Below are 26,722 nucleotides of genomic sequence, written 5' to 3'. Positions count from 1 at the left end.
GAATGCGCGCTCACGTTACTCGCACGTTCCGGACCGGAGAGGTTTTCCTCGCCGGGCGTCACGATATGGTCCGAGGCCATGGAGACTCTTGACCGACCGGCGGTCCGCAAGCTCATGGGTGAGGTGCTGGCCGTGCAGGGGAAGACCCTTCCGGCCGACGACACCGCGAAGCTGGCTGACATCGGGTTCCGTTCCCTCGACTTCTCCGAGCTCGCGCTCCGGGTCGAGGACGAGATCGGGGACGAGCTCAACTTCGAGGCGGCCGGACTTCGCTCGATCGAGACGATCGGCGATGTGCTCGACCTGCTCGTGGAGATCCAGGGGCAGTGATCGGCGACAACCTCGTCATCGACGCCGGGACCGGTCGTCGGGCGACGTGGGGTGAGGTCGCGCAGCGGTCCGCCGGGCCGCGGCCGGCACCGACGGCCTACGCGGTCGAGCGCAGCGTCGATGCGCTGACCGCGGTCGCCGGACTGGCCGACGCTGACGGCGGCGAGCTGCTCGTCGTCTCCTCCGGGCGGCTCGACGAGGCGCTCGCCGAGGAGCTGCGTACGGCAGGGTTCGATGTCGTCGCGTCCGGCGACGTGCAGGCGGCGACCACTCCGCGCGCGGCCGAGGACGGCCGGGTCTGGCTGCTCACTTCCGGCTCGACCGGCCGGCCCAAGCGGGTCGGTCACACCCTGGAGTCGCTCTCGACCGTGACCGGCGAGCTGGCCCCGCGCACCTGGCTCTGCCCCTACTCGCCCGGGACGTACGCGTGGTGGCAGGTGATCACCCTGGGACTCGGCGTGCCCGGCCAGGACCTGGTCCTCGTCGACCCGGCCGACCTGGACGACTGGGTGGCGCCCGCGCTCGAGCACGGCGTCACCGCGGTCTCAGGCACTCCGACGTTCTGGCGACGGACGCTGATGCGCTACGGCGCCGAGCTGCAGAAGCTGCCGCTGGAGCAGGTCACGCTCGGCGGTGAGCCGGTCGACCAGGCGGTGCTGTCGCAGGTCAGTGAGGCTTTTCCGGCCGCGCGAGTGTCCTGGATCTACGCCTCCTCCGAGGTCGGCGCCTCGATCGTGGTGCACGACGGTCGCGCTGGGTTTCCGGTGGAGTGGCTCGATCGTGACGTTCCTGGCCGGCCGCGCCTGGAGGTCGTCGATGACGAGTTGGTGATCACCTCCCCGAACCACGGCACGGACGCCGCGGGCACCGAGATGACGGGAGCCGTACGCACCGGCGACGCCGCCCGCATCGAAGACGGTCGGGTGTTGGTCACCGGTCGCCTGGACCGCGACGAGCTCAACGTCGGCGGGTCGAAGGTGTCTGCCGGTGCCGTACGCGACCTGCTGCAGTCCCACCCCGAGGTGGCCTGGGCCGCCGTGCGCGGGCGGAAGGCTCCGTTGGTCGGCACGATGGTCGTCGCCGACGTGGTCGCCGGTCAGGGCGCGGGCGTGACCGCCGACGACCTGGCGCGTTGGGCTGCAGAGCGGCTGCCCGAGTACGCCGTGCCCCGGCGTATCAAGATGCTTGACGAGATCCCGGCCAAGGAGACGCTGAAGAGCGATGTCTGATTTCGAACCTGTCCCGCCCGCCTCCGTCGTGCTCGTCTCCGGCGCCTCGCGGGGCCTCGGTCTCGCGATCGTCGCCGATCTGCTCGAGCGCGGCGTGAAGGTCGCGGCCTTCGCGCGCACGGTGACCCCCGAGCTCGAGGCGCTCGCCTCGAAGTACCCGGAGGAGACCCACTTCGGCTCGGTCGACGTGACCGACGAGAAGGCCACCCAGGCGTTCGTCAGGGAGGTCGAGGCCGAGCTTGGCGTCGTCGACGGTCTGGTCAACAACGCTGCCATCGGGCAGGACTCGCTGCACGTCCACACCTCTGCCGACCGGATCGCCCAGATCATCGAGACCAACCTGACCGCGCCGCTGGTGCTGACCCGGTTCGTGCTGCGTCGTCTGCTCGGCAAGGGCCGCAAGGGCCGGGTCGTCAACGTGACGTCGATCTGCGGGCAGCGTGGCTATCCCGGGCTGGTGGCCTACTCCGCCACCAAGGGCGGTCTCGACGCGGCGACCCGCTCGCTGGCCCGCGAGTTCGGTGGCCGGGTGCTCGCCAACGCGGTCGCCCCCGGGTTCTTCGCCTCGGAGATGTCGGCGGTGCTCGGCTCGACCCAGCTCGACTCGATCCTGCGGCGGACCCCGTCGGGTGCGATGACCACACCGGAGGACGTCGTCCCGACCGTGCGGATGCTGCTGCTCGAGCAGACCAACATCAACGGACAGTCGATCGTCATCGACGGCGGCGGCTCGATCTGATGCCTGTCGGCGAGCTCAGCGTCGGCAGCGACGCCGAGCTCGCGGGCCATGGAGCCCGCAGCCACCTCCATGACGGCCGGGTGGTCGCGTGGACTGGCTCCTACGACGTCCCGGTGGCCGTCGATGCGGAGGTGGAGCGTGCCGTCCCGGCGGCCCTCGCGAAACGGTTCGGGACCGACCGGTTCTGGGAGCGATGGACCCGGGCCGAGTGCGTCGCGAAGCTCACCGGCGGAGGCGTCTTCGACCTGCTCGACCTGATGGACTCGGCGGTGGCGGGTGATGCCGGTGCGGATGTTCGGTTGAGCACCGTACGCCTGCCGGGCGGGATCGTGGTGTCGGTCGGCTCGAGGGTGTCCTGAGAGCTTGACCCGGCAGGACCCCGGCAGGCGAACGACTTTGGCCCTCGCGACCGGGGCATCTCCGGCCATGTCGTGCTGGGGGATTGGCTTGCCTCATCCAGTTACCTGCTGGTCATGCCGAATTCGGGCTGCGTACACGTGCCTCCTATGCTGGTCGCTGCACTGACGCGGGTCACGTCCCGAGGCGCTTCGTCCGCGCGTTTGTGACTTGGCGAATGGGGGTTTGCCAACCTTTCAAGTTGCCGGGTCTCACAGACTCGTGCCCGAAGAGTTTGAGTGGAGGAACGGGCGCTCGACGCCCATGCGACCGATGACTGTAGTGGCCCCCCAGCCGGTGGCTCAGGCAAGCAAGTCCGGCACCAAGTCGTCTTTCCGTCCAGATCTGCAGGGCCTGCGGGCTATTGCGATCGGCACGGTGCTCGTCTACCACCTCTTCCCTGCCGGCTGGTTCGGTGGCGGCTACATCGGTGTTGACGTCTTCTTCGTCATCTCTGGGTTCTTGATCACCAGCCACCTGGTTTCGACCTCGCGCAAGGCGGGCGGGCGAATCTCGTTGATCGACTTCTACGGTCGTCGCGCCCGCCGCCTGATGCCGGCCGCGATCCTGGTGCTGACCGTGACGTGGCTGGTGTCGAAGCTCGTTCTGCCGACCACCCGGCTCGCCGACACGGCGGAGCAGGTGCGGGCTAGCACGCTCTACTTCCAGAACTGGATCCTTGCCGGGAACGCGGTCGACTACCTAAAGTCCGACAACGCTCCGAGCCCGGTCCAGCACTTCTGGTCGCTGTCGGTCGAAGAGCAGTTCTACGTCGTCTGGCCGTTGCTGTTCCTCCTCGCCTGGGCAGTGGCTTCGGTGCTGCGCAGGTCCGCTGAGACCTCCGAGCGGGGCCTCTTCGCCAACCGGGTGATGCTGGGTCTGGCGGCCGTTGTCGTTGCGGCCTCGCTGTGGTGGTCGATCGTGGAGACGAAGGCCGACCCCGCAGCGGCGTACTTCGTCACGACGACCCGAATGTGGGAGCTCGCCGCCGGCGGGCTGCTCGCCCTTCTTCCGGCGGCAGCCTCCAAGCGTCTCGGAGCCCTCGGTCCGCTGTCCTGGATCGGCCTCGGCGCCATCCTGGCCTCGGCGGTCATGATCAGCGACTCGGCGGCCTTCCCCGGCGCCATCGCCATCGTGCCCGTCGCCGGTGCGGTCCTGATGATTGCTTGCGGCGCAGGCAACGCCAGCACCAACAAGCTGATGTCGACCCGCCCGATGGTGTTCCTCGGCGACATCTCCTACTCGCTCTACCTGTGGCATTGGCCGGTCATCGTGCTCTGGAAGACGTGGACCGTCGATGAGATCGGCTGGGTCGACGGGCCGGCGATTGCGGCGGTCTCGATCATTCTCGCTTGGTTGACGAAGCAGTTCGTCGAAGACCCATTCCGCAAGAGCGCGTTCTTCTCCAAGAGTCGGTGGCGCTCGCTGGCGACGCTGTTGCTTGCCATCATCCCGGTCGCGCTGGTGAGCACGTGGTCAGCGCCGGCGGTGGGTTCGGCCTCGGACAAGGCCGGGACCCGTGACTACCCGGGGGCCGCGGTACTCGCCGACCCGGCGGTTCGCGTTCCGCATATCGAAGCCATCCCGGACCCCGCGGCCGCAGCGGAGGACTGGCCCGACCTCGGCGGCACATGCCAGACGCCGATCATGGAGTCGAGGGTCCAAGCCTGCTGGTTCGGGGAGAAGGAGAACCCCCGGAAGACGATCGCCTTCGTCGGCGACTCGAAGACCACGCAGTTCTTCTGGTCGGTGAGGAATTGGGCCGAGAAGAAGGACTACGCCATCGTCGTACTTCGTCACAGCATCTGTGCGTGGGGTTCGACGATGGCCGACATACCCGGCGACGACGGGCCGTACGTCTCCTGCCACAGGTGGGGAGTCAAGGCACTGGATCAGATCATCAACGACATCAAGCCCGACGTCGTCATCACCACCGCTCGGCCAACGCTAGGCACTCCTGATCACCGGGCTCTCGACCGGGTCTCCTGGAAAGCCATCGGCGACGGTATGGCGGACTACTGGCGCAAGTTGATCGCGCATGACATCGCCGTCGTTGGGATCAAGGAGACGCCGGAGATGGGCACGGACATTCCCGACTGTCTTTCGAAGCCTGGCGCCAAGCCATCCGACTGCGACCGAAAGCGTTCGAAAGCCATCGGGTCCGGAATGCCCGTCGAGGTCGCCGCCAAGCAGGTACCGCGGGCGACGTTCATCGATCTCAACGACCAGCTCTGCGGTCCGAAGTGGTGCAAGCCTGTGGTGGGGAACATCGTGGTCTACATCGACTCGCACCACATCACCAAGACCTACGGGCTGACCGCAGGGGAGCGCCTCGTTGACGAGTTGAAGAAACAGCCCGCGCTCAAGGAGTAGTTCATTGTTGCGGTTCGATGACTCGTGCGGCCCGCACTTATTGCGGTTTCGTGACAAGTCTCGAGATCGGTCACTTTTGGTCTCGACGGGGTCTGGCGGCGGTTATTCTTTACCCGTTCGCATTGTTCGGGCCATGGGACGCCCGACCAATCTCGTGATGCGAATGGGTCGGTGACACAGGCGTCGCTGAGCCGCGTCAGTGCGCAGGCACTGGTTCAGAACAAACAGGCACGGCGACATCGGGACGCACGGCCACGAGCCCGATTCGGAGCACATGCGTGTCGTCGACACCCCTATTCAGTCTTGTCGTCCCCACCTACGGCGTGGAGGCATGGATCGGGACATTCCTGGAGAGCCTGCGCCGACAGATCGGCGGTCTGGCCGACACCGAGCTGATCTTCGTCGTCGACGGTTCGCCGGACCGCAGCGAGGAACTGATCCGAAAGTGGATCGCCGAGCACGACGTGGCCACGGCTCGGGTGATTGTGAAGCCCAACGGTGGACTGTCCTCGGCCCGCAACGTCGGACTGGACGATGCCACCGGCTCTTGGATCTCCTTCCCTGACCCTGACGACGCGCTCGACGCCCACTACTTGCAGGGTCTGCGCGACTACCTCGCCTCGGGTGAGGAGCCTGACTACATCGCGTGCCGGTTCATGCCGTTCGCCGACGAGGACCCCTCGACCGCGAAGGACGACCATCCGCTCTCGTTCCGGTTCATGGCTGGGACGAGGATGGTGGATCTCGACCTGGAGCCGCGCTACTTCCCGTTCTCGGTCAACAACAGCTTCGGTCGCGTGGACTTCGTCCGGGAGGCAGGCCTGAGATTCGACAGCCGCGTCCGGCCGGTGGCAGAGGACGGGGTCTACACGGCGCACTACCTCGCGTCGAGGCCGTCGCGAAGGGTCGCGTTCATCGCAGAGTCGATGTACTTCTACCGCAAGCGCGGTGACGGCTCATCCCTCGTCGACAAGGCGTGGGCCGACCATGATCGCTACACCGCGGTGCTGCGTCACGGTTTCATCACCGCCATGGAGCGGTTCGGTGACCGGACCCCGCCGACCTGGCTGCAGTTCATGGCTCTCTACGACCTGCAGTGGTACTTCAAGAACGACGCCCGGTCCGGATCGGCGACTGCCTCCATCCCTGCGGACGTCCTTGCCGAGTTCCACGAGCTGCTGGATCGACTCATTGCCCGGATCGACCCTCGGTCGTTCCTGGACTTCGATCTGACGTGGATGCCCGAGGAGCTCCGGATCGCCTGGTACGCGGCTCGCACCGGGTCTGTGCCGCCCGGTCAGCGAGTCCGTGTGGATCACGTCGATCCGCTGCAGCGGGGTGTCCGCTTCGCGTACTACGTCAATGATCCCGAAGCGAACGAGACCCTGTTGGTCCGCGGCGTTCCGACTCCGGCGATGGGCGCGAAATCCCGGGCGCTGAACTATTTCGGACGCACCTTCGTCTACGAGCGCATCGGTTGGGTCGACGCGCAGCAGGACTGGGCGATCATCCTTCATGGGCAGACGACTCCGGCGCAGCTCGCCTTCTCCTCGCAGGATGTGCCCTCACGGTACGCACATTCTGACCTGGTCTGGAGCCGGCTGCGAGGGCGAGGCACCCCGCGTCCGGACCTTCCTGCGCCGGTGCCCTGGCAGCACCAGATGGAGCGACGCAGTCTCTGGCAGCGAGCCCGCGGTCGCCTCGATCGGCAGCTGGCAAAGCGGCACGACGAACGCGAACCGCAGCGAGTCAAGAACCTGGCTGCCTCGGAGAAGGTGCGGAATCGGTATCGCAACGCGTGGGTGCTGATCGACCGCGACACCATGGCCCGCGACAACGCCGAGACGCTCTATCGGCACATCCGTGAGGTGCACCCGGAGATCAACGCCTGGTTCGTGATCAGCAAGGCGAGCCCGGACTACGCCCGGTTGCAGAAGGACGGGTTCCGCCTGGTTGCATACGGCACGCAGGAGCACGTGCTGCTGATGAAGAACGCCGCACACCTGATCTCCTCGCAGCTCGACCGCTACATCGTGACGCCGTACGACTTCAAGCGGTATGGACGCAACTGGTGGCGATTCACGTTCCTCCAGCACGGAGTAACCAAGGACGACCTGTCCCACTGGTTCAACTCCAAGACCATGCACCTGATGCTGACGACCGGCAAGGCAGAGCACGACTCGTTCGTGGCGGACGGGACGCCCTACAAGCTCACCAGCCGCGAGGTCGCGCTGACTGGGTTCCCGCGCCACGACGACCTGCAACGGTTGCTGGAAGCGACGCCGGACGCGCAGCGCAACGTCGTCCTCATCATGCCGACGTGGCGGCAGTACCTGCTCACTTCGGACACGACCACCAGCAACCAGCGCGATCTCGCCGAGGGGTTTCACGACACCGCGTACTTCCGGAACTGGATCAAGCTTCTCTCCAGCACCGAGATCCGGGAGGCTGCGGAGGCCGCCGGCGTCGAGCTGGCATTCGCGCCCCATCCGAATCTTCAGGGGCTCCTCAGCCCGGGGGACATCCCTGACTGGGTGCGCCTGGTCTCCTACGCCACCGACGACATCAAGGCATGGATCGCCCGGTCGATGCTCGCGGTGACCGACTACTCCTCGCTGGCGTTCGATGCTGCCTACGTTCGTACGCCATCGGTGTACTTCCAGTTCGACCGCGAGGAGTTCTTTGCGGGCGCGCACGCCTATCGCAAGGGGTACTTCTCCTACGAAGACAACGGGTTCGGGCCCGTCGTGGACGACGCTGACGCGGCGATCGCGGCGATCGTGGCGGCGATCAAGTCTCCGAAGAACTTTGTCGAGCCGTTCGCCGACAGGATCGAGTCGGTCTTCGCCTTCCGTGACACCGAGAACAGCGAGCGGACCGTGAAGGCGATCCGGCGGATCAACCGACCCCTTCGCGGCTGGCTGCAGGATGTCCAACCCGGCGCTGCCGATGGCGTCGACGAGCCGTCGGCCACCACCGATGCCTTGAGCATCGCGGTCGAGGCGCTGGAACAGGTCGGCGGGGCGCAGGAGCGCGCCGTGGAGGCCCTTATCCTCGCAGTCGACGCGATCGAGCCGAAGGACAAGGCGATAGGGCCCGGGGGCGAGACTCTCGGCCCGCCGCTCGAGCACGACCAGTCGTCGGCTCGGTCCTAGGTCAGTCGCGCGTACGCCGCAGCCAGCTGCCAGCGTGCAGCCGGCTGCGGCGAGGGCGGGGGAGCTGCTGGAGGAAGTCCTCGCGGATGTCGTAGGGGAGAACCTCGACGAGCGCACGCGAGTCGAACTTCGAGCCCGGGAGGGTGGCCTTAGAGACGACCCGCTCCAGGTCGAGCTCGGCGGCGACCTCAGCGGTCACCGAGACCGAGGCGACCTCCTCCTTCTCCAAGGTCGTGAAGAAGTCGGAGAAGGTGAACCGGTCGCCGGCCAGAGGCTTGTCGATGATGTGCAGCCAGACCCAGGGGATGCCGTAAGCATGGGCGAGGATCAGCCCGTGTAGCGAAGTCGACACGACGACCTCGGACTGAGCGATCTCCTCGACTACCTCCCGCGCCGGGCGCCGTACGTCGACTGGGTGACCGCCGCTGCGGGTGATGAGGGGCTCGGGAAGGATGCGCGCGTGCGAGCGGTGCGGGATGATGCTGAGGCCCGATCGTTCGCTGGGGCGCTCGCCCGGCTGGAGGACGTACGGCATCAGCAGAGCCGGGTCGCCGTAGACCTCGGGGACGTCCCAGTCGAGGTGCTTGACCAGCTGGTTGCGCGTGCGGGCGCCGCGTACGGCAAGGACCTCTCGGGGTTTGCGGTCTCGGAGGCGTTCGACGGCCGCGTTGCCCAGCGGCGCGATCAGGCCCGAGCCCCAGATCGTCATGTCCGGCCGCTGCATCTCGGTGATCAGCGACCCGGTCGTCATCAGCGCGCCGCCCGCGTTGGGCTGTCCGATGGAGTTGTACGCCGGCAGGCCGGTGATCGCCTCGATGAGCCAGGGCCCGATCTGGTCGCCGAAGCTGGGGCGCTGATCCCACCAGTAGGAGGCGATGGCGCGCGGCGGATGCTGCTCGGTCCGATTGAGGTCAGTGTTGGTCCGCCGGATGTGGTCGACCAGGTCATCGACGACCTGCTCCAACGCGAGCGCTGACTTCCACCGGCCGAGCTGAAGCCGCTGGGCGGTGCCGGGGACGGCCTTGGCATCAGGGCTGCACTGCTTGCGGACGGTGTACCACGAAGCGTCGTCGGCGGCCGTGATCTCGAGGCTGATGCTCTGGGGCGTGGCGGTGATCTCGTACGCGTATCGGACGCCGTGCACCGACTCGTAGTCGAGCACGAGGGTGTGTCCCGGCCCATGCCGGCCGCTCCGAGTGCTCTCGCTGAGGCGGCGCTCCACCTCCTCGAGCAGCGCCGTGGTGGTGCCGGGCCCGACGACGCCGGGAACCGCCCGGACCGAATCGGGGCCGAAGACGTCGACCAGAGCGTCAGCGAGCCTGATGTCGTAACGATGCGTCGCGCTGACCTCGGTGGCACCGCCCCGAGCGTACTTCCAGCCCGAGGTGATGCCGGTGAAGTGCCGGTGCCGGATGCGCTTGGTGGTCACCATCGCGATCCCGGGGACGCTGTGGGTCTTCCACTGCTCGGCATGCGGCGTACGCATCGGGTCGATCGCCCACTTGCCGGTGCTCGGTCGGCTGGTCGTGTCATAGACCGTGAAGTCCGAGAACCTCGGGGGCTGCGAGGCGGTAGCGCTCGGGGTGTCGATCCAGCGCCCGGGGTAGCGGATCGCGCCAGACTCGGAGGCGGCCAGGACTTCGAAGACGCCGGCGTCGTCCTCGGAGACCGCGAGCTCGTCGATGTCGTGGTTGAGCACCCCGGCGGCCTCGGAGAGGAAGCGGTGACGGGCGTGCTCGAGGATGCCGTACTGGCAGAAGTCGGAGTCCCACGGCGCATCCGTCAGGCCATGCCAGTTGCCGCCCTGTGGACCGAACTTGAAGGGCCACGCGACGACAACGGCGATCTCGATCCCAGGGACGTCCAGTGCCTCGAGGACGTCCTCGGGCCGGTAGCGATCCGAGTCGTTGTCGTAGATCAGGACGGCGTTGATGCCCTGCTTGGCGGCGTGGAAGCGCGCCCAGTCGGCGATCCACTGCAGGTCGTTGTTCTTCGACTTGGTGACCAGGACCCGGTGGCCGCGGAACCAGTCGACGCCACTCTCGGAGATCACGGTCTCGCCCGTGGCCCCGCCAAGGGTCACCGTGAGCTTCTCACCGCTGGCGGCGGAGGCGTCGAGCCAGGACGCCTGGGTGCGGTCGAGGTCGTGGAACTGCCCCGTCGCCTCGGCGCCACCGACCCGCCACACGGCATCCCTCAGGCCCGAGGCCAGGTTGAGCAGAGGCGGTCCGCTGAGTCGGACGGTGTCGCCAACGGGGAAGGCGTCGTAGACCAGGGTGTCGTCGTCGAACTTGTCGAGGTAGTCGGCCTGGCGCAGTTCGGCCGGGCGCGGTGGCTCGCGGCGGACGGACCACGCATCGCTCAGCAGGAGCGGCGAGATTGTGACGACGCGCCGAAGGGGGATTTCCACGCACAGCTACTTTCACGAAGCAGGAAACAAGACCCGAAGGATTCGGGCTCGTCCCGAGGCGAGCGTGCAGAGTTTACCGGCAGCGGGTCAGACCCGGATGGCGTACGGGTCGATGTCGGTCAGATCGAGTCCGGGAACCTCGAGCGCGGTGCCGTCCTCGTTGCGGGGGAGGCGGCCGTGCTCGACCATCCAGGCGGCGACGTGCTTGGCCTGGCGCGGACGGTCGTTCTCGACGAGCCAGCCGATGAGCCGCTGACCCGGCGGCAGGACGGTGTCGGCGAGGGTGCGCTCCGACCAGATGTCACGGACCATCTCGACGAGCAGGTCCCACCACTCGTCGCCCGCCTCGGGGATCGCGGCGAAGTAGCGGCGCATGTCACCGGGGAGGGTCTTGTTCAAGAAGACCTCGAGCACCTCGGGGTCACCGCCGTCGGCGACGTACTTCCGCACCGTCTCCAGTGACATCTTCTTGGTGACGTGACGGTCGCGGAGGTCAGCCACCGTGGAGCGCTGCTGGGTGATCGAGGTGCCGTCGGTGCGGATGCGCCAGTGGTAGACGATGTCGGGGATGACGTCGAAGGCGGTGGCCGCCAGGTAGGCCTGGGTCAGGGTCGGCTGGTCCTCATAGCGCAGCCCCTCGGGCCATGCGAGTGCCGCGGAGTCCCAGAACGTACGTCGGTAGACCTTGTTCCAGGCGAAGACGTCGCCCAGGATGCGCGGGTCGGCAGCGGCGGTGGTCCCCAGCCGTTCGGGGTTGTGGAAGGTGTGCATCCACACCGGCTCGACGAGGTCGCCGTCCTCCCAACGCTGGACCGAACCGGTCACGAAGTCGGAGCCGGTCCTCTCCAGGGTGCGGACCATGGTGGCGTAGGCGGTCCGCGGGACGACGTCGTCGGAGTCCGCGAAGGTGATGTAGTCGGCGCCCGCCAGGTGCGCCAGACCTGTGTTGCGGGCCGCGCCGAGGCCGTGGTTGGCGGTGCGGCGGACGACGACCCGCGGGTCGCGGTCGGCGTACTCCTCGGCGATGACGCCGGTCATGTCGGTCGAACCGTCGTCGACGACGACCACGTGCAGGTTCTTGTAGGTCTGGCCGAGGATGCTGTCGAGGGCGGCAGGGAGCAGCGGCGCGATGTTGTAGGCAGGGACGACCACGCCCAGCATCGGCCGGCTGCGCTTCAGTCGCATTCCTCGACCGCGGACAGCAGTGCGTCCACGGCACGGGAGGCGGCGGCGCCGTCGTCCCAGGGGGCGAACTTCTCCCGGAAGGCGGCGCGGGCCTCGGCGTAGGCGGCGTCGGCAGCCGGTCCGGCCGCCAGGTGCGCGATCAGCGCTTCGTTGTCGCTGAACAGGGGGCCGGGAGCGGTCTCGGCGAAGTCGAAGTAGAACCCGCGAGAGGCCTCGTACTCGACCAGGTCGGGGACCAGGAAGAGCTGCGGCCGGTCGAGGATCGCGAAGTCGAACATCACCGAAGAGTAGTCGGTCACCAACACGTCGGCGGCCAGGAACAGGTCGTTGATGTCCGGGTAGAGCGTCACGTCGCGGATCCGGCCGGCGAGCTCCGAGGCGACCGAGGCCCCGCCCGAGGTGTTGACGTGGCCGCGGACGAGCACGGTCACGTCGGGCAGCGCCGCGACGACCTGCGCCGGGTCGAGGTAGAGCACCTTGGCGAAGGTGTCGCGCCAAGTCGGGGTGTAGAGCAGGACCCGCTGGTCCTCGGGGATGTCGAGGCGCTTCCGGATCGCCGCCCTGGCCTCGTCGCGGTCGTCGGCGGCGAGGACGTCGTTGCGCGGGTAGCCGGACTCCACCACCCCGCCGTCGAACCCGAAGGCACGCGGGAGGATCTCGGAACAGTAGGGGCTCGGGCTGATCAGCCGGTCCCAGGCGCGCGCCTCGGCGTCCATCGTCTTCATGTAGAGCGCCGAGAGCCCGCCCTTGGGGTCGGTGATGTCCTTGGCGATGCGCTTGAGCGGGGTGCCGTGCCAGGTCTGGATGTACGCCTGGCCCGGCGCCTTCTCGAAGAAGAACGGCCAGTTGTCGTTGGTGACCAGATACCGGGCCCGAGCCAGCAGCTCGAACCACTCCGGCGAGAAGCGGACCACCGACCGGATCCCGTCGGGGACGAGCACCGAGCGGTCGTTGACGCTGTAGACCGGCTCCGGCCCCTCGCCGGCGCGGTGACGGGCGAGCAGCTCGCGCGCCATCGCGGCGGGAGAGTCGCAGGCCATCTTGCCCTTGAACGTCTCCAGCAGGACGACCGGAAGTCGGCCCTCGTGGCGCCGTTCCAGGTAGCTCTCCCGCAGCTCTTGCTGCCTGCGTCCGGAGCGTACGTCCACGGGCAGAGCGTGGGAGATGACGATCAGGCTCCACGAGCTGCTGGTGCCGATGCGCACCGGGGCGCCGTTGATCTCGATGTCAATCGGCCCGTGTGTGCGCAGCGAGGTCGCGACCTTCACGTGGGCGAACTCGCGCACCTCGCCGGACTCGTTGACGAGCCGCAGCTCGTAGTGGCCCGTCGGCAGCGCGGTGCGGCCGAGCTGCCAAGCATCGCGAACGACCGGCACCTCGATCTCGAACTCGCCGGCGGGGAGGGCGGCGCTCGTGACGGCGTCGACGCGTTCGGAGGACAGCTGCAGGCGGTGGCCCGCCGCACCGAGGCTGACCCCGCGCAGCACCAGCCGCTCGTCGGTCGCGTCGATTTCGGCGATGTGCACCGACGGCTGCCGGTGGGTCACCCGGACGGTGTTGCCGCCGCTGCGCACGACGTACGCCATGCCGGGCTCGCTGCCGGCGTCGGTGCCGAGGACGTTGGCCTCCTCGGCCCAGCGGACCGGGACCTGGACGCCGGAGGTGAGCTTGACCTCGAGCTCGCGCGTCCGACGCGGTTGAAGCAGGACGGTCACCATGCCGTTCGGGTCGCACCTTACGACCTTGCCGAAGGTGGGGGCGAGGATCGGGTTGCGCTCGGGGCCGACGAGGGTGACCTCGACGGTGCCTGCAGGGGTGATGCGATGACCGGCGGTGCGGGCCCAGTCGTCCTGGACGTGTACGCGGAAACCGTTGGCGCCGCTGCCGCCGAGTCGGACCAGTCGGTCGGCGAGGACGTTGCTGTCACGGAAGCCGGCGGGACCGGACGGCACCTGGCCGGTGATGCCCGAGACCCGGGTGAAGTCACCCTGGGTGTGCTCGAACTCGAGCACCAGGTCGTGTTGGCCGGCCGGGGTCACCTCGGCGAGCTTCTGTGCGTCGATACGTGCTTCGAATCCGGAGCCCGCCCGGTCCTCGTAGGCTCGGTTGGCGACCTCGTCGAGCCACGGGTCGGTGAACCGGGTGACCGGGACCTCCACGTCGACTGCCTCGCCACGTACGTGCAGTCGCAGCTCATGCGGTGCGTAGGAGTCGGTGAGGTTCTGCAGGAAGGCAGATCCGCGCAGGACCAGGTCGGACCCGTCCCAGGCAGCCGAGGTCAGCTGCACGCGCGGGAGCAGGTCGACCTCCTCCACCCGCAGCGTCTCCGGCGGGAGGGTGCCACGCTTGTCGAGGCCCTCGGGGAGGACGAAGACAGGGACGCCGTCCGCGACTCCGATGGGGCGGCCCGACTGGAATTGCTGGAACCAGCCGCGCAGCTCGTCGACCAGCTCGAAGTCGTCGTGGCTCAGCGCCCAGGAGACGACCCGGTTGCGGAACTGGAGCCGAGCCCAGATCTCGTTGGGGATCTCGTCGCGCAGGAACGCCAGCCGTTCACGGACGGCGTCGGCGTACTCGGCGTTGTCGGCGCCGATCGCGGCCTCGACGTAGTTGGGGAAGTCGTAGTCGAGCAGTTTCACGAACCAGGTGTTGCGCACCTCGGTCGGGGCGTCCTGCACGAGCTCGGCGCAGCGGTCCTGGCTGAGGATGCGGTCGGCGAGATCCTGCATCGTCGCCTTCTGCTGGGTGATCGAGGTGCCATCGTCACGCGTACGCCACAGATAGACGCACCGGTCGAGGACGTCGAAGGTGGCATCGAGGTAGGCGCGGGTGATCGGCACCTGGTCCTCGTAGCGCACGCCCTCGCTGAAGAGCAGCTCGTGCTCCTCGACGAAGCTGGTGCGGAAGACCTTGTTCCACGAGGTGATGTCGAGCAGTGCCAGCGGCTCGTCCTCGATCGTGAGCCCGGTGCGGGTCCTGCGGGTCAGCTTCTTGACCCAGTTGGGGCGGGTCGCCCGACCCAACTCGCCGCGCTCGAACGCCGCGGTCACGAAGTCGGAGCCGGACTGCTCGAGCAGGTTCACCATGGCCTCGTAGGACCCGGGAAGGATGATGTCGTCGGAGTCGGCGAAGGCGACGTAGTCACCGCGGACGTGCTCCAGGCCGGTGTTACGGGCCGCGCCCAGACCGGCGTTCTCCTTGGTGACGATCTTGACCCGTGGGTCGTGGCGGGCGATGCGGCGTACGACATCGGCCGAGCCGTCGGGAGAGCCGTCGTCGACGACGATGACCTCGAGCGCCTGCAGCGACTGGGTCAGAATGCTGTCGAGCGCCGTCTCCACCCACTGCTCGACGTTGTAGATGGGCATGACCACGCTGAGAACGGGCTTCGGGCCGAGCCCGACGGCGTACTTCGCCCGGCGGGTCTCGCGGCGGGCCGCGCGGGCCAGGCGCCGGGAGTCGACGTGCATCGTACGGTCGATCGCGTCGGCGACGCGATGGGCCGCACGGCGGCGCGGACTCATGGCTGACAAAGGAGGCGGACCTTCCACAGGGGACACAAGAGACGGCTGATGAGTCTAGGCGTTCAACTCTCGTTCATCTGAATCAGTGGGTCAGGTCACCGAGTCGCCTGTTCCGCAGCGAATCCGTCCAGATGCCAGGACCGGTATTGCGGCCGCTACCAGGGGTGACGCGTGCCACAGCCACCGAGTGTTTCGGAAGCGTGTCCGGCGGCGTACCGTTTGTTTCGGCTGAGCTGAAGCGAAGCCGAAGCAGTACTGCTCGGTCACCGTGGCCGAGCACGCAGGCACTACGTCTGGTACCCATCCCGGCTCCGCTCACAAGGGGAGTGGTCGGAGGGACTGGAACGAAAGGTCTACCACCATGAACCACCCACTCCGGGTGGGCGTCGTCGGCGCGGGTCGCGTCGGTGCCGTCCTAGCCGCAGCGCTGCAGTCCGCAGGTCACGAGATCGTGGCCGTCGCCGGAGAATCTGACGCCTCTCGCGCGCGGATCGCCTCGCTTCTCCCGGGAGTCCCGGTCGAGAAGCCGACTGCTGTCGCTCGCGCGTGCGACCTTCTTCTTCTCACCGTCCCCGACGACATGCTCGGCAACGTCGTCAAGACGATGACCGACGCCGGCGCGATCCGCCCGGGGATGTACGTCGCCCACACCTCCGGCCGCCATGGCCTGGCGATCCTCGAGCCGGCGGCCGCTATCGGCGCCCACGTGATGGCCGTCCACCCGGCGATGACCTTCTCCGGCACCTCGGTCGACCTCGGCCGGCTCACCGGCTGCGTCTTCGGGCTGACCGCCGCCTCTCCCACCGACCGGGCCTTCGCCGAGGCGCTCGTGGGCGACCTCGGCGGCAAGCCGATGTGGGTGCCCGAGGAGATGCGGACGCTCTACCACGCCGGGCTCGCCCACGGCGCCAACCACCTGGTCACCCTGGTCACCGAGGCGATGGAGATCCTCTCCGCCGCGGGGGCCACCGACCCCGCGGGGACCCTGCGCCCGCTGCTGACCGCTGCGCTCGACAACGCCCTGGACCACGGCGACGCCGCGCTGACCGGGCCGATCGTCCGCGGCGACGCCGGCACGGTGGCTGCCCACCTCGACGACATTCGCACCAACGCTCCGCAGACCCTGGGGTCGTACGTCTCCATGGCGCGGGCCACGCTCGACCGAGCCGTCTCCGACGGACGGCTCGTGCCCATCCGGGCTCTCAAGATCAAGAAGCTGCTCGACGCCGCCTCCTCGGAGGTCGGCACCGTCGAGGCCCCCGCGAGGAAGTACTCATGACCGAGACGACCGGAGCGAGGTCGAGCGGCGAGCCTGCTCGTCCGCTCGCGCCGAGCGAGGGAGTAACCGCGCGAAGCGCGGAGGTCGCACACACCCGCGACGAGCTGGCCAAGCTCCTCGAGCCCGCCTGCCGCGACGGCGCCGCGGTCGGCTTCGTGCCCACGATGGGCGCGCTGCACGAGGGCCACGCCTCGCTGATGCGGGTCGCCCGCGAGCGGGTCGGCGGCGGGCCGGTCGTCGCGTCGATCTTCGTCAACCCGTTGCAGTTCGGCGCCGGCGAGGACCTGGACCGCTACCCGCGCACGCTCGAGGCGGACCTCGAGATCTGCGAGCGTGAGGGCGTCGACGTCGTCTTCGCTCCGTCGGTCGACGAGGTCTACCCGGGCGGGCTGCCGCAGGTGACCGTGGACCCCGGCGAGCTCGGGGACGTGCTCGAGGGCAAGACCCGGCCGGGCCACTTCGGCGGCGTGCTCACCGTCGTCGCGAAGCTGTTCGGGCTGGTCGAGCCCGATGTCGCCGTCTTCGGTGAGAAGGACTACCAGCAGCTCGCGCTGATCAGCCGGATGTCCTCCGACCTGTGTCTCGGCGTCGATGTCGTCGGCGCGCCGACGCAGCGCGAGCCCGACGGCCTGGCGCTCTCCTCACGCAACCGCTACCTCTCGCCCGAGCAGCGGGAGGAGGCGACCACACTGTCGCGGGCGCTCTACGCCGCGCAGCGCGAGGCCATCAACGGTGTCGACGCCGCTCTCCAGGCGGCGCGTGCCGAGCTGCGCCGGGCGAAGACGGTCGACCTCGACTACCTCGCGGTCGCCGACCCCGCTCTCGGGGAGCTGCCCACCGAACCGGAGCCGGGCACCGAGGCCCGCATCCTCATCGCCGCCCGGCTCGGCACCACTCGACTCATCGACAACATGAGCCTCACGATCGGAGCACCCCGATGACCCGTCTGCGCACCATGATGACCGGCAAGATCCACCGCGCCACGGTCACCCAGGCAGACCTCCACTACGTCGGCTCGGTGACCGTCGACGCAGATCTCCTCGACGCCGCGGACATCCTCCCGGGCGAGCTGGTCTCCATCGTCGACATCACCAACGGTGCCCGCTTGGAGACCTACACCATCGCCGGCGAGAGGGGCTCAGGTGTGCTCGGCATCAACGGCGCCGCCGCCCATCTGGTCCACCCCGGCGACCTGGTCATCCTCATCGCGTACGCGCAGATGAGCACCGAGGAGGCCCGCGCCTTCGAGCCGCACGTCGTCCATGTCGACGAGGCCAACCACATCATCGCGCTCGGCTCCGACGCCGCCGAGCCCGTCCCGGGAAGCGACCAGCTGCGCGGTGACCTCGTCGCCGCGCAGTAGCGTGCGGCTATGAGCGAGCGCCAGCGAGCGACAGACGAGATCATCATGCTGTCGCCTCCGTATGCTTTCCCGTCCTCGACGGAGGGGACAGCATGAACATGCAGCTGCTCTCCGCCCGCGACCCGGGTTGGACCGAGTGGGCAGACGTGATCGTGGTGGGCTCGGGGATCGCCGGGCTGACCGCGGCGCTGCGGCTGAAGGACCAGGTCGAGCGGGTCGCCGTCGTCACCAAGGACGAGCTCCAGGCCGGCTCGACGCAGTGGGCCCAGGGTGGCATCGCGGCGGCTCTCGGTGAGGGCGACACTCCTGCTCAGCACGAGGTCGACACGCTCGTGGCGGGCGCCGGGGCGTGTGACCTGGACGCCGTACGCGTCCTGGTCGGTGAGGGCGCCGAGGCGGTCCGTGAGCTGATCGAGTGGGGTGCCGAGTTCGACAAGGACCCCTCCGGCAACCTGTCGCTCACCAGGGAGGGCGGCCATCGCCGGGACCGGATCGCGCACGCCGACGGCGACGCGACCGGCGCCGAGATCCAGCGCGCGCTGATGGAGGCGGTCCGCCGCGCGCCCGAGATCCTGGTCTTCGAGCACGCCATGGTCGTCGACCTGCTGACCGCCGCCGACGGCGGTGTGGCCGGCCTGACCATCCACGTGATGGGGGAGGGCGACGCCGACGGTGTCGGGATCGTACGCACCCGGGCCGTCGTCCTCGCCTCCGGCGGTCTCGGCCAGGTCTTCTCGCAGACCACCAACCCGGCCGTCGCCACCGCTGACGGGATGGCGATCGCCCTGCGTGCCGGTGCGACGCTGCGCGACCTCGAGTTCGTCCAGTTCCACCCCACCGTGATGTACCTCGGTGACGACTCCCGCGGCCAGCAGCCGCTGATCTCCGAGGCCGTACGCGGCGAGGGCGCCTTCCTGGTGGACTGGCACGGCAACCGCCTCATGGAGGGCGTGCACGAGCTCGGCGACCTGGCTCCGCGCGACATCGTCTCCAAGGCGATCATGAAGCAGATGCTGGCGACCGGACACCCCAACATGTGGCTCGACGCCCGTCACCTGGGTCGTGAGTTCTGGGAGAAGCGTTTCCCCAACATCCTCGCCTCCTGCGAGCAGCACGGCATCGACCCGTCCGTCGACCTGATCCCGGTCGCACCGGCCTGCCACTACGCCTCCGGCGGCGTGCGCACCGACCTGTGGGGTCGTAGCGACGTCCCGGGTCTCTACGCCACCGGCGAGGTCGCCTGCAGCGGGGTCCACGGCGCCAACCGGCTCGCCTCCAACTCGCTGCTCGAGGGGCTGGTCTTCTCGCGCCGGATCGCCGAGGTGCTGCCCGGCGAGCTGCGGCAGCTGGAGGACCCGGCCCCTGGTCCCGGCACCGGCCGCGCCCTCGTCCCCGGCGCCGCGCTCAAACAGCTGCAGGAGACGATGACGACCAAGGTCGGGGTCCTCCGCAGCGCCGCCGGCCTCGCCGAGGCGATCGAGGAGCTCGAGCGGCTCGGGAGCGCGCCGGCGACCGAGATCGACCCGGCGGCCTGGGAGGCGACCAACCTGCTGACCGTCTCGCTCGCGCTGGCGAAGGCCGCGCTGCTGCGCGAGGAGACCCGCGGGTCCCACTGGCGCGAGGATTTCGCCGAGCGCGACGACGCCGGGTTCGCCGGCCACTTCGACCTGAGACTCCGGGACGGCGAGACTGTCGCCACCTTCACCCCGGCCCCAGCGACCGACCCGTTGACCCCAACCCTGGCAGGAGCCTGATGACCATCCGACGCGTGCCCTTCGACGAGATCCCGCAGTCGCTGCGCGACGAGCTGACCAAGGCCGTCCTGGACGCCGGCGAGGTCTACGACGCCGTCGAGCTCGCTCTCGACGAGGACCTGCCCTCGGTGGCTCCCGGCGAGATGCCCAGCGAGGACGTCACCTCGGTGGCGACGATCGCCCCCGACGCGGCCGCGACCGGCGTCTTCGCCGCCCGGGAGGACGGCGTGGTCGCCGGCCTGGGCGTGGCCGAGCTCGTCTTCGCGTACGTCATGGGTGACTCGGTCACGGTCACCGACCGCGTCAAGGACGGCTCCAAGGTGAAGGCGGGCGACGTCATCATGCGGATCGCGGGGCCGACCCGCGGCCTGCTCACCGCGGAGCGTACGGCTCTCAACTACGCCTCCCATCTCTCCGGCGTCGCCACCGGGGTCGCGGCCTGGACCGAGGCGCTGGAGGGGACCGGCGCGCAGGTGCTCGACACCCGCAAGACCCTCCCGGGCTTCCGGGCCCTGGAGAAGTACGCCGTACGTTGTGGCGGCGGCGCCAACCACCGGATGTCCCTCTCCGACATGGCTCTGGTCAAGGACAACCACATCGTCGCCGCCGGTGGCGCGGTGCAGGCCTATGAGGCGGTGCGGTTCGCCTACCCGGAGGTGCCCGTCGAGGTCGAGGTGACCACGCTCGAGGAGCTCGAGGCCCTTCTCGACGCCGGCTGTGGCCGGATCATGCTCGACAACATGTCGACCGCGATGATGAAGGAGGCCGTCGAGATCACCGCCGGCCGAGCCGTGCTCGAGGCGTCCGGCGGCCTGACCCTGGATCGTGCCCGGGAGGTCGCCGAGACGGGCGTCGACTACCTGTCCGTCGGCGCGCTGACCCACTCGGTGAAGGTCTTCGACATCGGCTTCGACCTGTCCGAGGCCTGAGGCGTCCCGCGATGGCGCTGCTCGCAGTCAACATCGGCAACAGCCACACGGTTCTCGGGCTGATCGCCGACGGCGTCGTGTCCGCCGACTGGCGGGTCTCCACGCTGGAGCACCGCACCGCTGACGAGTGGTGGGCGCTGCTGCGGGGGATCCTCGGCGACTCGCTGGTGGCGAGCATCGACGGGGTGGTGGTCTGCGCGACGGTGCCCTCGGTTCTGCACGAGTGGCGCGAGATGCTCGCGCGCCATCTGGGCTCGGTCTCGAGCGTGGTGGTCGAGCCGGGCGTACGCTCCGGCATCCCGATCCTCATGGACAACCCGCGCGAGGTCGGCACCGACCGGATCGCCAACGCGGTCGCCGCCGTGGCTTTGCACGGCGGTCCCGTGATCGTCGTCGACTTCCGTGGGACGGCGACGACGTTCGACGTGGTCAACGCCGCGGGACAGTACGTCGGTGGCGCGATCCTGCCGGGGATCGAGCTGTCCTTGGAGGCGCTGGGTCGACGGGGTGCGCAGCTGCGCAAGGTCGAGCTCGCCCGTCCGCGGTCGGTGATCGCCAAGAACACCGTCGAGGCGCTGCAGTCCGGGATGGTCTTCGGGGTCGCGGCGCAGGTCGACGGGCTGGTCGCTCGGATCATCGCCGAGCTGGGTGTGTCCGCCGACGACGTGACGGTGATCGCCACCGGCTATCTCGCGGAGTTCGTGCTGGACGAGTGCAGATGTTTCTCCACGCATTCCCCATGGCTGACGTTGCAAGGGCTGGAACTCATATTCCAGCGAAATGTCGTTCGTTAGTGCGTTTTCGGTATGCCGCACTGTTGATTCAACTGGGTGATATGTAATGCTATGCGCATCTCGCGCTTATACGCGGGGCCTATATTCGGCCCGTTACCCGGGTGAAGAGCAGTGAAGGTAGGAACATGGCTAAGAAGGTTCAGATCATCCTCGAGGATGACATCGACGGCTCGGAAGCAGTCGAGACGGTGTCCTTTGCCCTGGACGGCACCTCCTACGAGATTGATCTCAGCGATGCCAATGCGGCAAAGCTTCGCGATTCTCTTGCGCTCTTCATCGGTCACGCGCAGAAGGTGAGCGGTCGCCGCGGCAGCGCGAAGAAGGCCCCTGCGGCCGGTGGGACGACCCCGAAGGTCATGCGCGAGTGGGGCAAGGCCAACGGTTACACCGTTCCCGACCGCGGCCGCATTCCGGCCGAGGTCCGAGCGGCTTTCGAAGCGGCCCACTGACCGACAGGTCCCGCCGCACCGCACGACTGGCTGCCGCGCCCTCCTGGGCGCGGCAGCCGTCTTTGCGTGGTCGGCGCTGTCCGACGTACGGAACGCGTGTTCGCTCTCAGCGCACGGATCGCGCTGTGTTGTCGGGAACGCGTAGGCTGTCTTCGGGGTTGGATCTTGGTGACGCCCCAGAATTCTTAGGAGAGATGCGTACATGTTCGAGCGGTTCACTGACCGAGCCCGCCGGGTGGTCGTGCTGGCCCAGGAAGAGGCCCGCATGCTCTCCCATAACTACATCGGGACCGAGCACATCCTGCTCGGCCTCATCCACGAGGGCGAGGGCGTAGCGGCCAAGGCCCTGGAGTCCCTCGACATCTCGCTCGAGGCGGTGCGCAACCAGGTCGAGGAGATCATCGGTCAGGGCCAGCAGGCACCGTCCGGCCACATCCCGTTCACGCCGCGCGCCAAGAAGGTGCTCGAGCTGTCCCTGCGCGAGGCGCTGCAGCTCGGTCACTCCTACATCGGCACCGAGCACATCCTGCTCGGCCTGATCCGTGAGGGCGAGGGCGTTGCCGCCCAGGTGCTGCAGAAGCTCGGCGCCGACCTCAACCGGGTCCGCCAGCAGGTCATCCAGCTGCTCTCGGGCTTCCAGGGCAAGGAGGGCCAGGCCGGCACCTCCGGCGCCACTGCGACGGCCGGCACGACCTCGACCGAGGCGCCTTCCTCCAGCCTCGTGCTCGACCAGTTCGGCCGCAACCTGACCCAGGACGCCCGCGACGGCAAGCTCGACCCGATCATCGGTCGCGAGGCCCAGATCGAGCGCGTGATGCAGGTGCTCTCGCGGCGTACGAAGAACAACCCGGTCCTCATCGGCGAGCCCGGCGTCGGCAAGACGTCGATCGTCGAGGGTCTGGCTCAGGACATCGTCAAGGGCACCGTCCCCGAGACGCTCAAGGACAAGCAGATCTACACGCTCGACCTGGGTGCGCTCGTCGCCGGCTCGCGCTACCGCGGTGACTTCGAGGAGCGCCTCAAGAAGGTGCTCAAGGAGATCAAGACCCGCGGCGACATCGTGCTGTTCATCGACGAGATCCACACCCTCGTCGGAGCCGGTGCGGCCGAAGGCGCCATCGACGCGGCGAGCATCCTGAAGCCGATGCTGGCTCGCGGTGAGCTGCAGACCATCGGTGCGACCACGCTGGACGAATATCGGAAATACCTGGAGAAGGACGCCGCTCTCGAGCGCCGCTTCCAGCCGATCCAGGTGCCGGAGCCGACGATCGCGGTCGCGATCGAGATGCTCAAGGGCATCCGCGACCGTTACGAGGCCCACCACCGGGTGACCATCACCGACGAGGCGCTGGTCGCCGCGGTGACCATGGCCGACCGCTACATCTCCGACCGGTTCCTTCCGGACAAGGCCATCGACCTGATCGACGAGGCCGGCTCGCGCCTGCGCATCCGCCGGATGACGGCCCCGGCCGACCTGCGGGAGTACGACGACAAGATCGCCGACGTGCGCCAGCGCAAGGAGGCCGCGATCGACGGCCAGGACTTCGAGGCGGCTGCCCGACTGCGTGATGAGGAGAAGCAGCTCATCGCCAAGAAGGCCGAGCGCGAGAAGGCCTGGCGTGCCGGTGACATGGACGAGGTCGCCGAGGTCGACGAGGAGCTGATCGCCGAGGTTCTCGCCGTGGCGACCGGCATCCCGATGGTGCAGGTCAACGAGGAGGAGTCTCAGCGCCTGCTGCGCATGGAGGACGAGCTCCACAAGCGCGTCATCGGCCAGGACCAGGCGGTCAAGGCCCTCTCGCGTGCCATCCGGCGTACGCGTGCGGGTCTGAAGGACCCGAAGCGCCCCGGCGGTTCGTTCATCTTCGCCGGCCCGTCCGGTGTCGGTAAGACCTGGCTGTCCAAGACGCTCGCCGAGTTCCTCTTCGGCGACGAGGACGCGCTGATCCAGCTCGACATGTCGGAGTTCGGCGAGAAGCACACCGTCTCGCGGCTCTTCGGATCGCCTCCGGGCTACGTGGGGTACGAGGAGGGTGGCCAGCTCACCGAGAAGGTGCGCCGCAAGCCGTTCTCCGTGGTGCTCTTCGACGAGGTCGAGAAGGCTCACCCGGACATCTTCAACTCGCTGCTGCAGATCCTGGAGGAAGGTCGCCTTACCGACTCCCAGGGCCGCGTGGTCGACTTCAAGAACACCGTCATCATCATGACCACCAACCTCGGCACCCGGGACATCGCGAAGTCGGTCAACCTGGGCTTCTCCCAGGCCAGCGACAAGGCGGGCTCCTACGAGAAGATGAAGTCGAAGGTCTCCGACGAGCTCAAGCAGCACTTCCGTCCGGAGTTCCTCAACCGTGTCGACGAGGTCATCGTGTTCCCGCCGCTGTCGCAGGAGCAGATCATCTCGATGGTCGACAACATGATCGCGTCCGTCGAGATCCGTCTCAAGGACCGCGACATGGGCATCGAGCTCACCACGGCCGCGAAGAAGGTGCTCGCCGAGCGCGGTTTCGACCCGGTCCTGGGCGCCCGACCGCTGCGTCGTACGGTCCAACGCGAGCTCGAGGACGTGCTCGCCGAGAAGATGCTCTACGGCGACATCGGCCCGGGCGAGATCGTGCTGGTCGACGTCGAGGGTGAGGGTCCTGCCGCGCAGTTCACCTTCAAGGGCCAGAAGCGTTCGTCCATCCCGGACGTACCTCCCCTCGAGGGCGCGTCGATCTCTGATATCGAGCTCCCCGACCAGGACGAGTCGACCGAGGCGGACAAGCCCAAGCCCGACTCCGAGTAGCACCCGCCAATGAGGCCCCGGCTTGATTCAAGCCGGGGCCTCATTGATTTCCCGCCGAGTCGGTAGAAATGGCGCGCCGAGTCGGTAGAAGTGGCGGCCGAGTGGTTAGGAGTGGCGGTCCGAATCGGTAGTTGTGGGGAACGAAAGGATAGTTTCGTTCGCCATTTCTACGGTTTCGGGTCGCCACCACTAACCACTCGGCGGGGTTAGGGGAGGGCGAAGAAGTCTGGTTCCACCTCGGTTGCCAGGTTGTCTTTCAGGAGCCCGTCAAGGGCACGCTTACGCTGGGTCTCGTCGGCCCAGACCACGTCGAGCCGGCTGCGGTGGACGGGGGAGTCAGCGTCGCGGAGGACGGCCAGGAGGCGGCCCCGGCACTGACGGTCGGTGCCGGCCCAGGTCTGGACCTTGCGAGGCGGCCCGTCGTACGCGGGGTGGCCGGCCGCGCGCCAGGCGCACAGGTCCGCGACTGGGCAGCGGGCACAGGATGGATTGGCTGCCGTGCAGACCAGCGCACCGAGCTCCATCACGGCGACCGACCAGGTGGCGGCGGTGGGCTCTTCCGGCGGGAGTACGCCGGCGGCGAGCTCGCGCTCGGCCTTGTTGACCGACTGCGAAGGAAACTCGACTCCGCTCAGCGTCCTGGCGAAGACACGGCGTACGTTCGTGTCGAGGACGACGTGACGCTTGCCGTAGGCGAAGGTGGCGATCGCCGCCGCGGTGTAGTCGCCGACGCCCGGAAGCTCGATGAGGTCGTCGTAGCTGTCGGGCACCTCGCCGCCGTGATCCGCGACGATGGCGGTGGCGGCGGCGTGCAGCCTCAGCGCTCGGCGCGGGTAGCCGAGGCGGCCCCAGGCGCGTACGGCCTCACCGGTCGGCTCCGCGGCGAGGTCGGCCGGGGTCGGCCAGCGCTCCAGCCAGGCCTCGTGGACCGGGAGCACGCGCGAGACCGGGGTCTGCTGGAGCATGAACTCGCTGACCATCACCGACCACGGCGTCGCGGTCGAGGTGCGCCACGGGAGTTCGCGGGCGTTGGCGTCGTACCAGTCCAGAACGGCGTCGTGGAGATCGGTCACACCCAGATTGTGCCGTGCGACAGGTATTGCCACGGAGTGGCACCCCGAAACCTGGGCGCGGGATCATTACGGTGTCGCCTATGGCCCGTGCGAGAAGGACTGGAGGACGGCTACCGGCCTCGGTCTACTGGCGCCGGCGGCTGGCTGTGCTCTCGATCGTCCTGCTCCTGATCGTCGGGCTCTCGAGGTTCTTCGTCAACGCCTCCGACGAGCCGGACGACACCGCCGCACCCGTGGCCGACCAGCCCACGGCGACCGTGACGGTCACGCCGACGCCGAGCGCGGAGCCGTCGAAGCAGGCGGGCAACGCGGGCGGCAACAAGCCCGACAAGCCCAACAAGCCCAACAAGCCCAAGAGCAGCGCGCCGCCAGAGCCGACCGGCGAGTGCTCCCCCTCTGACATCATCGTCGAGCCCGCCGTCGCCGACGGCTACGCCGAAGACAACGTCACCATCCCGCTGCAGCTGCGCACCGTGAAGGCGTCTGCGTGCACCTGGAAGCTGTCCGCGGACGCGCTCCAGGTGCGGATCTCGCAGAAGGGCGGCGACCTGGTCTGGTCGACGGTCGACTGCCGCAAGGCGGTGCCGACCAAGGAGGTCGTCGTACGCCGCGACGTCGTCACCACGCTCCCGCTGACCTGGAGCGGCCGCCGTGTCGTCGCCGGCGAGTGCACCGGCCACGGTCCGTGGGTGAAGCCCAACTTCTTCGTGATCGTCGCCGCCGCACTCGGTGGGGAACCGTCATCGGCCACCTTCGGCCTCTACAAGCCGGGCACTGCCCTGTCGCGTACGGAACCTGACTCCCCGGCCGGGTGACCGCCGAGACGTCACTCCCGTCGTCCGAGTTGGCACGAGCGTGGCGCCGAGACGGTTCAGGATCTCAGGACCAGACTCGGCGGCCTCGACTCCGGCTACGTCAGCCGGATGCTGCGGACGCTGGAGAGCAAGGGGTA

At 68.4% G+C, this 26,722-nt stretch carries 19 protein-coding genes; 15 read left to right on the top strand and 4 right to left on the bottom strand.

The genetic code is table 11. The annotated features are described in order from the left end of the window. Positions 1-78 precede the first annotated feature (78 nt). The 6 genes from ABZZ22_RS13295 (at position 79) to ABZZ22_RS13270 (ending at position 8,222) form a co-directional block, all read left to right on the top strand. Positions 79-330 (top strand): phosphopantetheine-binding protein, encoded by a 252-nt coding sequence (locus tag ABZZ22_RS13295; RefSeq protein ID WP_008354901.1) that lies wholly within the window; start codon positions 79-81, stop codon positions 328-330. Then, on the top strand, positions 327-1,559 hold the full coding sequence (locus tag ABZZ22_RS13290) for an AMP-binding protein (protein ID WP_354931882.1): 1,233 nt from the start codon (positions 327-329) through the stop codon (positions 1,557-1,559). The genes ABZZ22_RS13295 and ABZZ22_RS13290 overlap by 4 nt, the downstream gene beginning before the upstream one ends. Further along, complete coding sequence (locus ABZZ22_RS13285; RefSeq protein WP_292650982.1) at positions 1,552-2,298, top strand: SDR family NAD(P)-dependent oxidoreductase; 747 nt, start codon at positions 1,552-1,554, stop codon at positions 2,296-2,298. Before ABZZ22_RS13290 ends, ABZZ22_RS13285 begins: the two co-directional genes overlap by 8 nt. Next, positions 2,298-2,657, top strand: a complete 360-nt coding sequence (locus ABZZ22_RS13280) for a hypothetical protein (protein WP_354931879.1) — start codon at positions 2,298-2,300, stop codon at positions 2,655-2,657. The genes ABZZ22_RS13285 and ABZZ22_RS13280 overlap by 1 nt, the downstream gene beginning before the upstream one ends. Positions 2,658-2,967: 310 nt before the next feature. Continuing rightward, positions 2,968-5,067: an acyltransferase family protein gene (locus tag ABZZ22_RS13275; RefSeq protein WP_354931876.1), complete on the top strand. Its 2,100-nt coding sequence runs from the start codon at positions 2,968-2,970 to the stop codon at positions 5,065-5,067. A 278-nt stretch (positions 5,068-5,345) separates the two neighbouring features. Beyond that, complete coding sequence (locus ABZZ22_RS13270; protein WP_354931873.1) at positions 5,346-8,222, top strand: CDP-glycerol glycerophosphotransferase family protein; 2,877 nt, start codon at positions 5,346-5,348, stop codon at positions 8,220-8,222. Position 8,223: 1 nt separating this feature from the next. Here the strand turns inward: ABZZ22_RS13270 and ABZZ22_RS13265 are convergent, their stop codons facing one another. From ABZZ22_RS13265 to ABZZ22_RS13255, 3 genes are all read right to left on the bottom strand, one after another. Then, positions 8,224-10,632: a polysaccharide pyruvyl transferase family protein gene (locus ABZZ22_RS13265; protein WP_354931870.1), complete on the bottom strand. Its 2,409-nt coding sequence runs from the start codon at positions 10,630-10,632 to the stop codon at positions 8,224-8,226. A gap of 87 nt (positions 10,633-10,719) precedes the next feature. Then, positions 10,720-11,817, bottom strand: coding sequence for a glycosyltransferase family 2 protein (locus ABZZ22_RS13260; protein WP_354931867.1), 1,098 nt, complete (start codon positions 11,815-11,817; stop codon positions 10,720-10,722). After that, complete coding sequence (locus tag ABZZ22_RS13255; protein WP_354931864.1) at positions 11,808-15,341, bottom strand: CDP-glycerol glycerophosphotransferase family protein; 3,534 nt, start codon at positions 15,339-15,341, stop codon at positions 11,808-11,810. Before ABZZ22_RS13255 ends, ABZZ22_RS13260 begins: the two co-directional genes overlap by 10 nt. A 361-nt stretch (positions 15,342-15,702) precedes the next feature. On the opposite strand from ABZZ22_RS13255, the gene ABZZ22_RS13250 reads away from it, so the two are divergent. From ABZZ22_RS13250 to ABZZ22_RS13215, 8 genes are all read left to right on the top strand, one after another. Further along, positions 15,703-16,620 carry a DUF2520 domain-containing protein gene (locus tag ABZZ22_RS13250; protein WP_354931861.1) on the top strand — a complete coding sequence of 306 codons (918 nt, stop codon included), beginning with the start codon at positions 15,703-15,705 and terminating at the stop codon, positions 16,618-16,620. Then, complete coding sequence (gene panC / locus ABZZ22_RS13245) at positions 16,617-17,561, top strand: pantoate--beta-alanine ligase (protein WP_354931858.1); 945 nt, start codon at positions 16,617-16,619, stop codon at positions 17,559-17,561. Before ABZZ22_RS13250 ends, panC begins: the two co-directional genes overlap by 4 nt. After that, on the top strand, positions 17,558-17,983 hold the full coding sequence (gene panD / locus ABZZ22_RS13240; RefSeq protein WP_354931855.1) for an aspartate 1-decarboxylase: 426 nt from the start codon (positions 17,558-17,560) through the stop codon (positions 17,981-17,983). The genes panC and panD overlap by 4 nt, the downstream gene beginning before the upstream one ends. Positions 17,984-18,075: 92 nt before the next feature. After that, entirely contained in the window at positions 18,076-19,737 is a 1,662-nt protein-coding gene (locus ABZZ22_RS13235) for an L-aspartate oxidase (protein WP_354931852.1), read from the top strand. Further along, entirely contained in the window at positions 19,737-20,666 is a 930-nt protein-coding gene (gene nadC / locus ABZZ22_RS13230) for a carboxylating nicotinate-nucleotide diphosphorylase (RefSeq protein WP_354931849.1), read from the top strand. Before ABZZ22_RS13235 ends, nadC begins: the two co-directional genes overlap by 1 nt. 11 nt (positions 20,667-20,677) lie before the next feature. Then, positions 20,678-21,460, top strand: a complete 783-nt coding sequence (locus tag ABZZ22_RS13225) for a type III pantothenate kinase (RefSeq protein WP_354931846.1) — start codon at positions 20,678-20,680, stop codon at positions 21,458-21,460. Positions 21,461-21,585: 125 nt separating this feature from the next. Beyond that, positions 21,586-21,909 carry an Lsr2 family protein gene (locus tag ABZZ22_RS13220; RefSeq protein ID WP_292651011.1) on the top strand — a complete coding sequence of 108 codons (324 nt, stop codon included), beginning with the start codon at positions 21,586-21,588 and terminating at the stop codon, positions 21,907-21,909. 202 nt (positions 21,910-22,111) lie between these two features. After that, the gene (locus ABZZ22_RS13215; protein ID WP_354931842.1) at positions 22,112-24,697 is read left to right on the top strand and encodes an ATP-dependent Clp protease ATP-binding subunit; all 2,586 of its coding nucleotides are present in this window, start codon (positions 22,112-22,114) and stop codon (positions 24,695-24,697) included. A 206-nt stretch (positions 24,698-24,903) separates the two neighbouring features. Here the strand turns inward: ABZZ22_RS13215 and ABZZ22_RS13210 are convergent, their stop codons facing one another. Beyond that, positions 24,904-25,770 (bottom strand): A/G-specific adenine glycosylase, encoded by an 867-nt coding sequence (locus tag ABZZ22_RS13210; RefSeq protein ID WP_354931839.1) that lies wholly within the window; start codon positions 25,768-25,770, stop codon positions 24,904-24,906. 80 nt (positions 25,771-25,850) lie between these two features. Between ABZZ22_RS13210 and ABZZ22_RS13205 the strand changes: the two genes are divergently transcribed. After that, complete coding sequence (locus ABZZ22_RS13205; protein ID WP_354931836.1) at positions 25,851-26,585, top strand: hypothetical protein; 735 nt, start codon at positions 25,851-25,853, stop codon at positions 26,583-26,585. Positions 26,586-26,722 lie beyond the last annotated feature (137 nt).

Source organism: Nocardioides sp. NPDC006273, assembly GCF_040613495.1.
In the GTDB taxonomy this organism is placed as follows: Bacteria; Actinomycetota; Actinomycetes; order Propionibacteriales; family Nocardioidaceae; genus Nocardioides.
The sequence above is the reverse complement of the archived record's forward strand: the minus strand, read 5'-3'. Positions and strand labels throughout refer to the sequence as shown.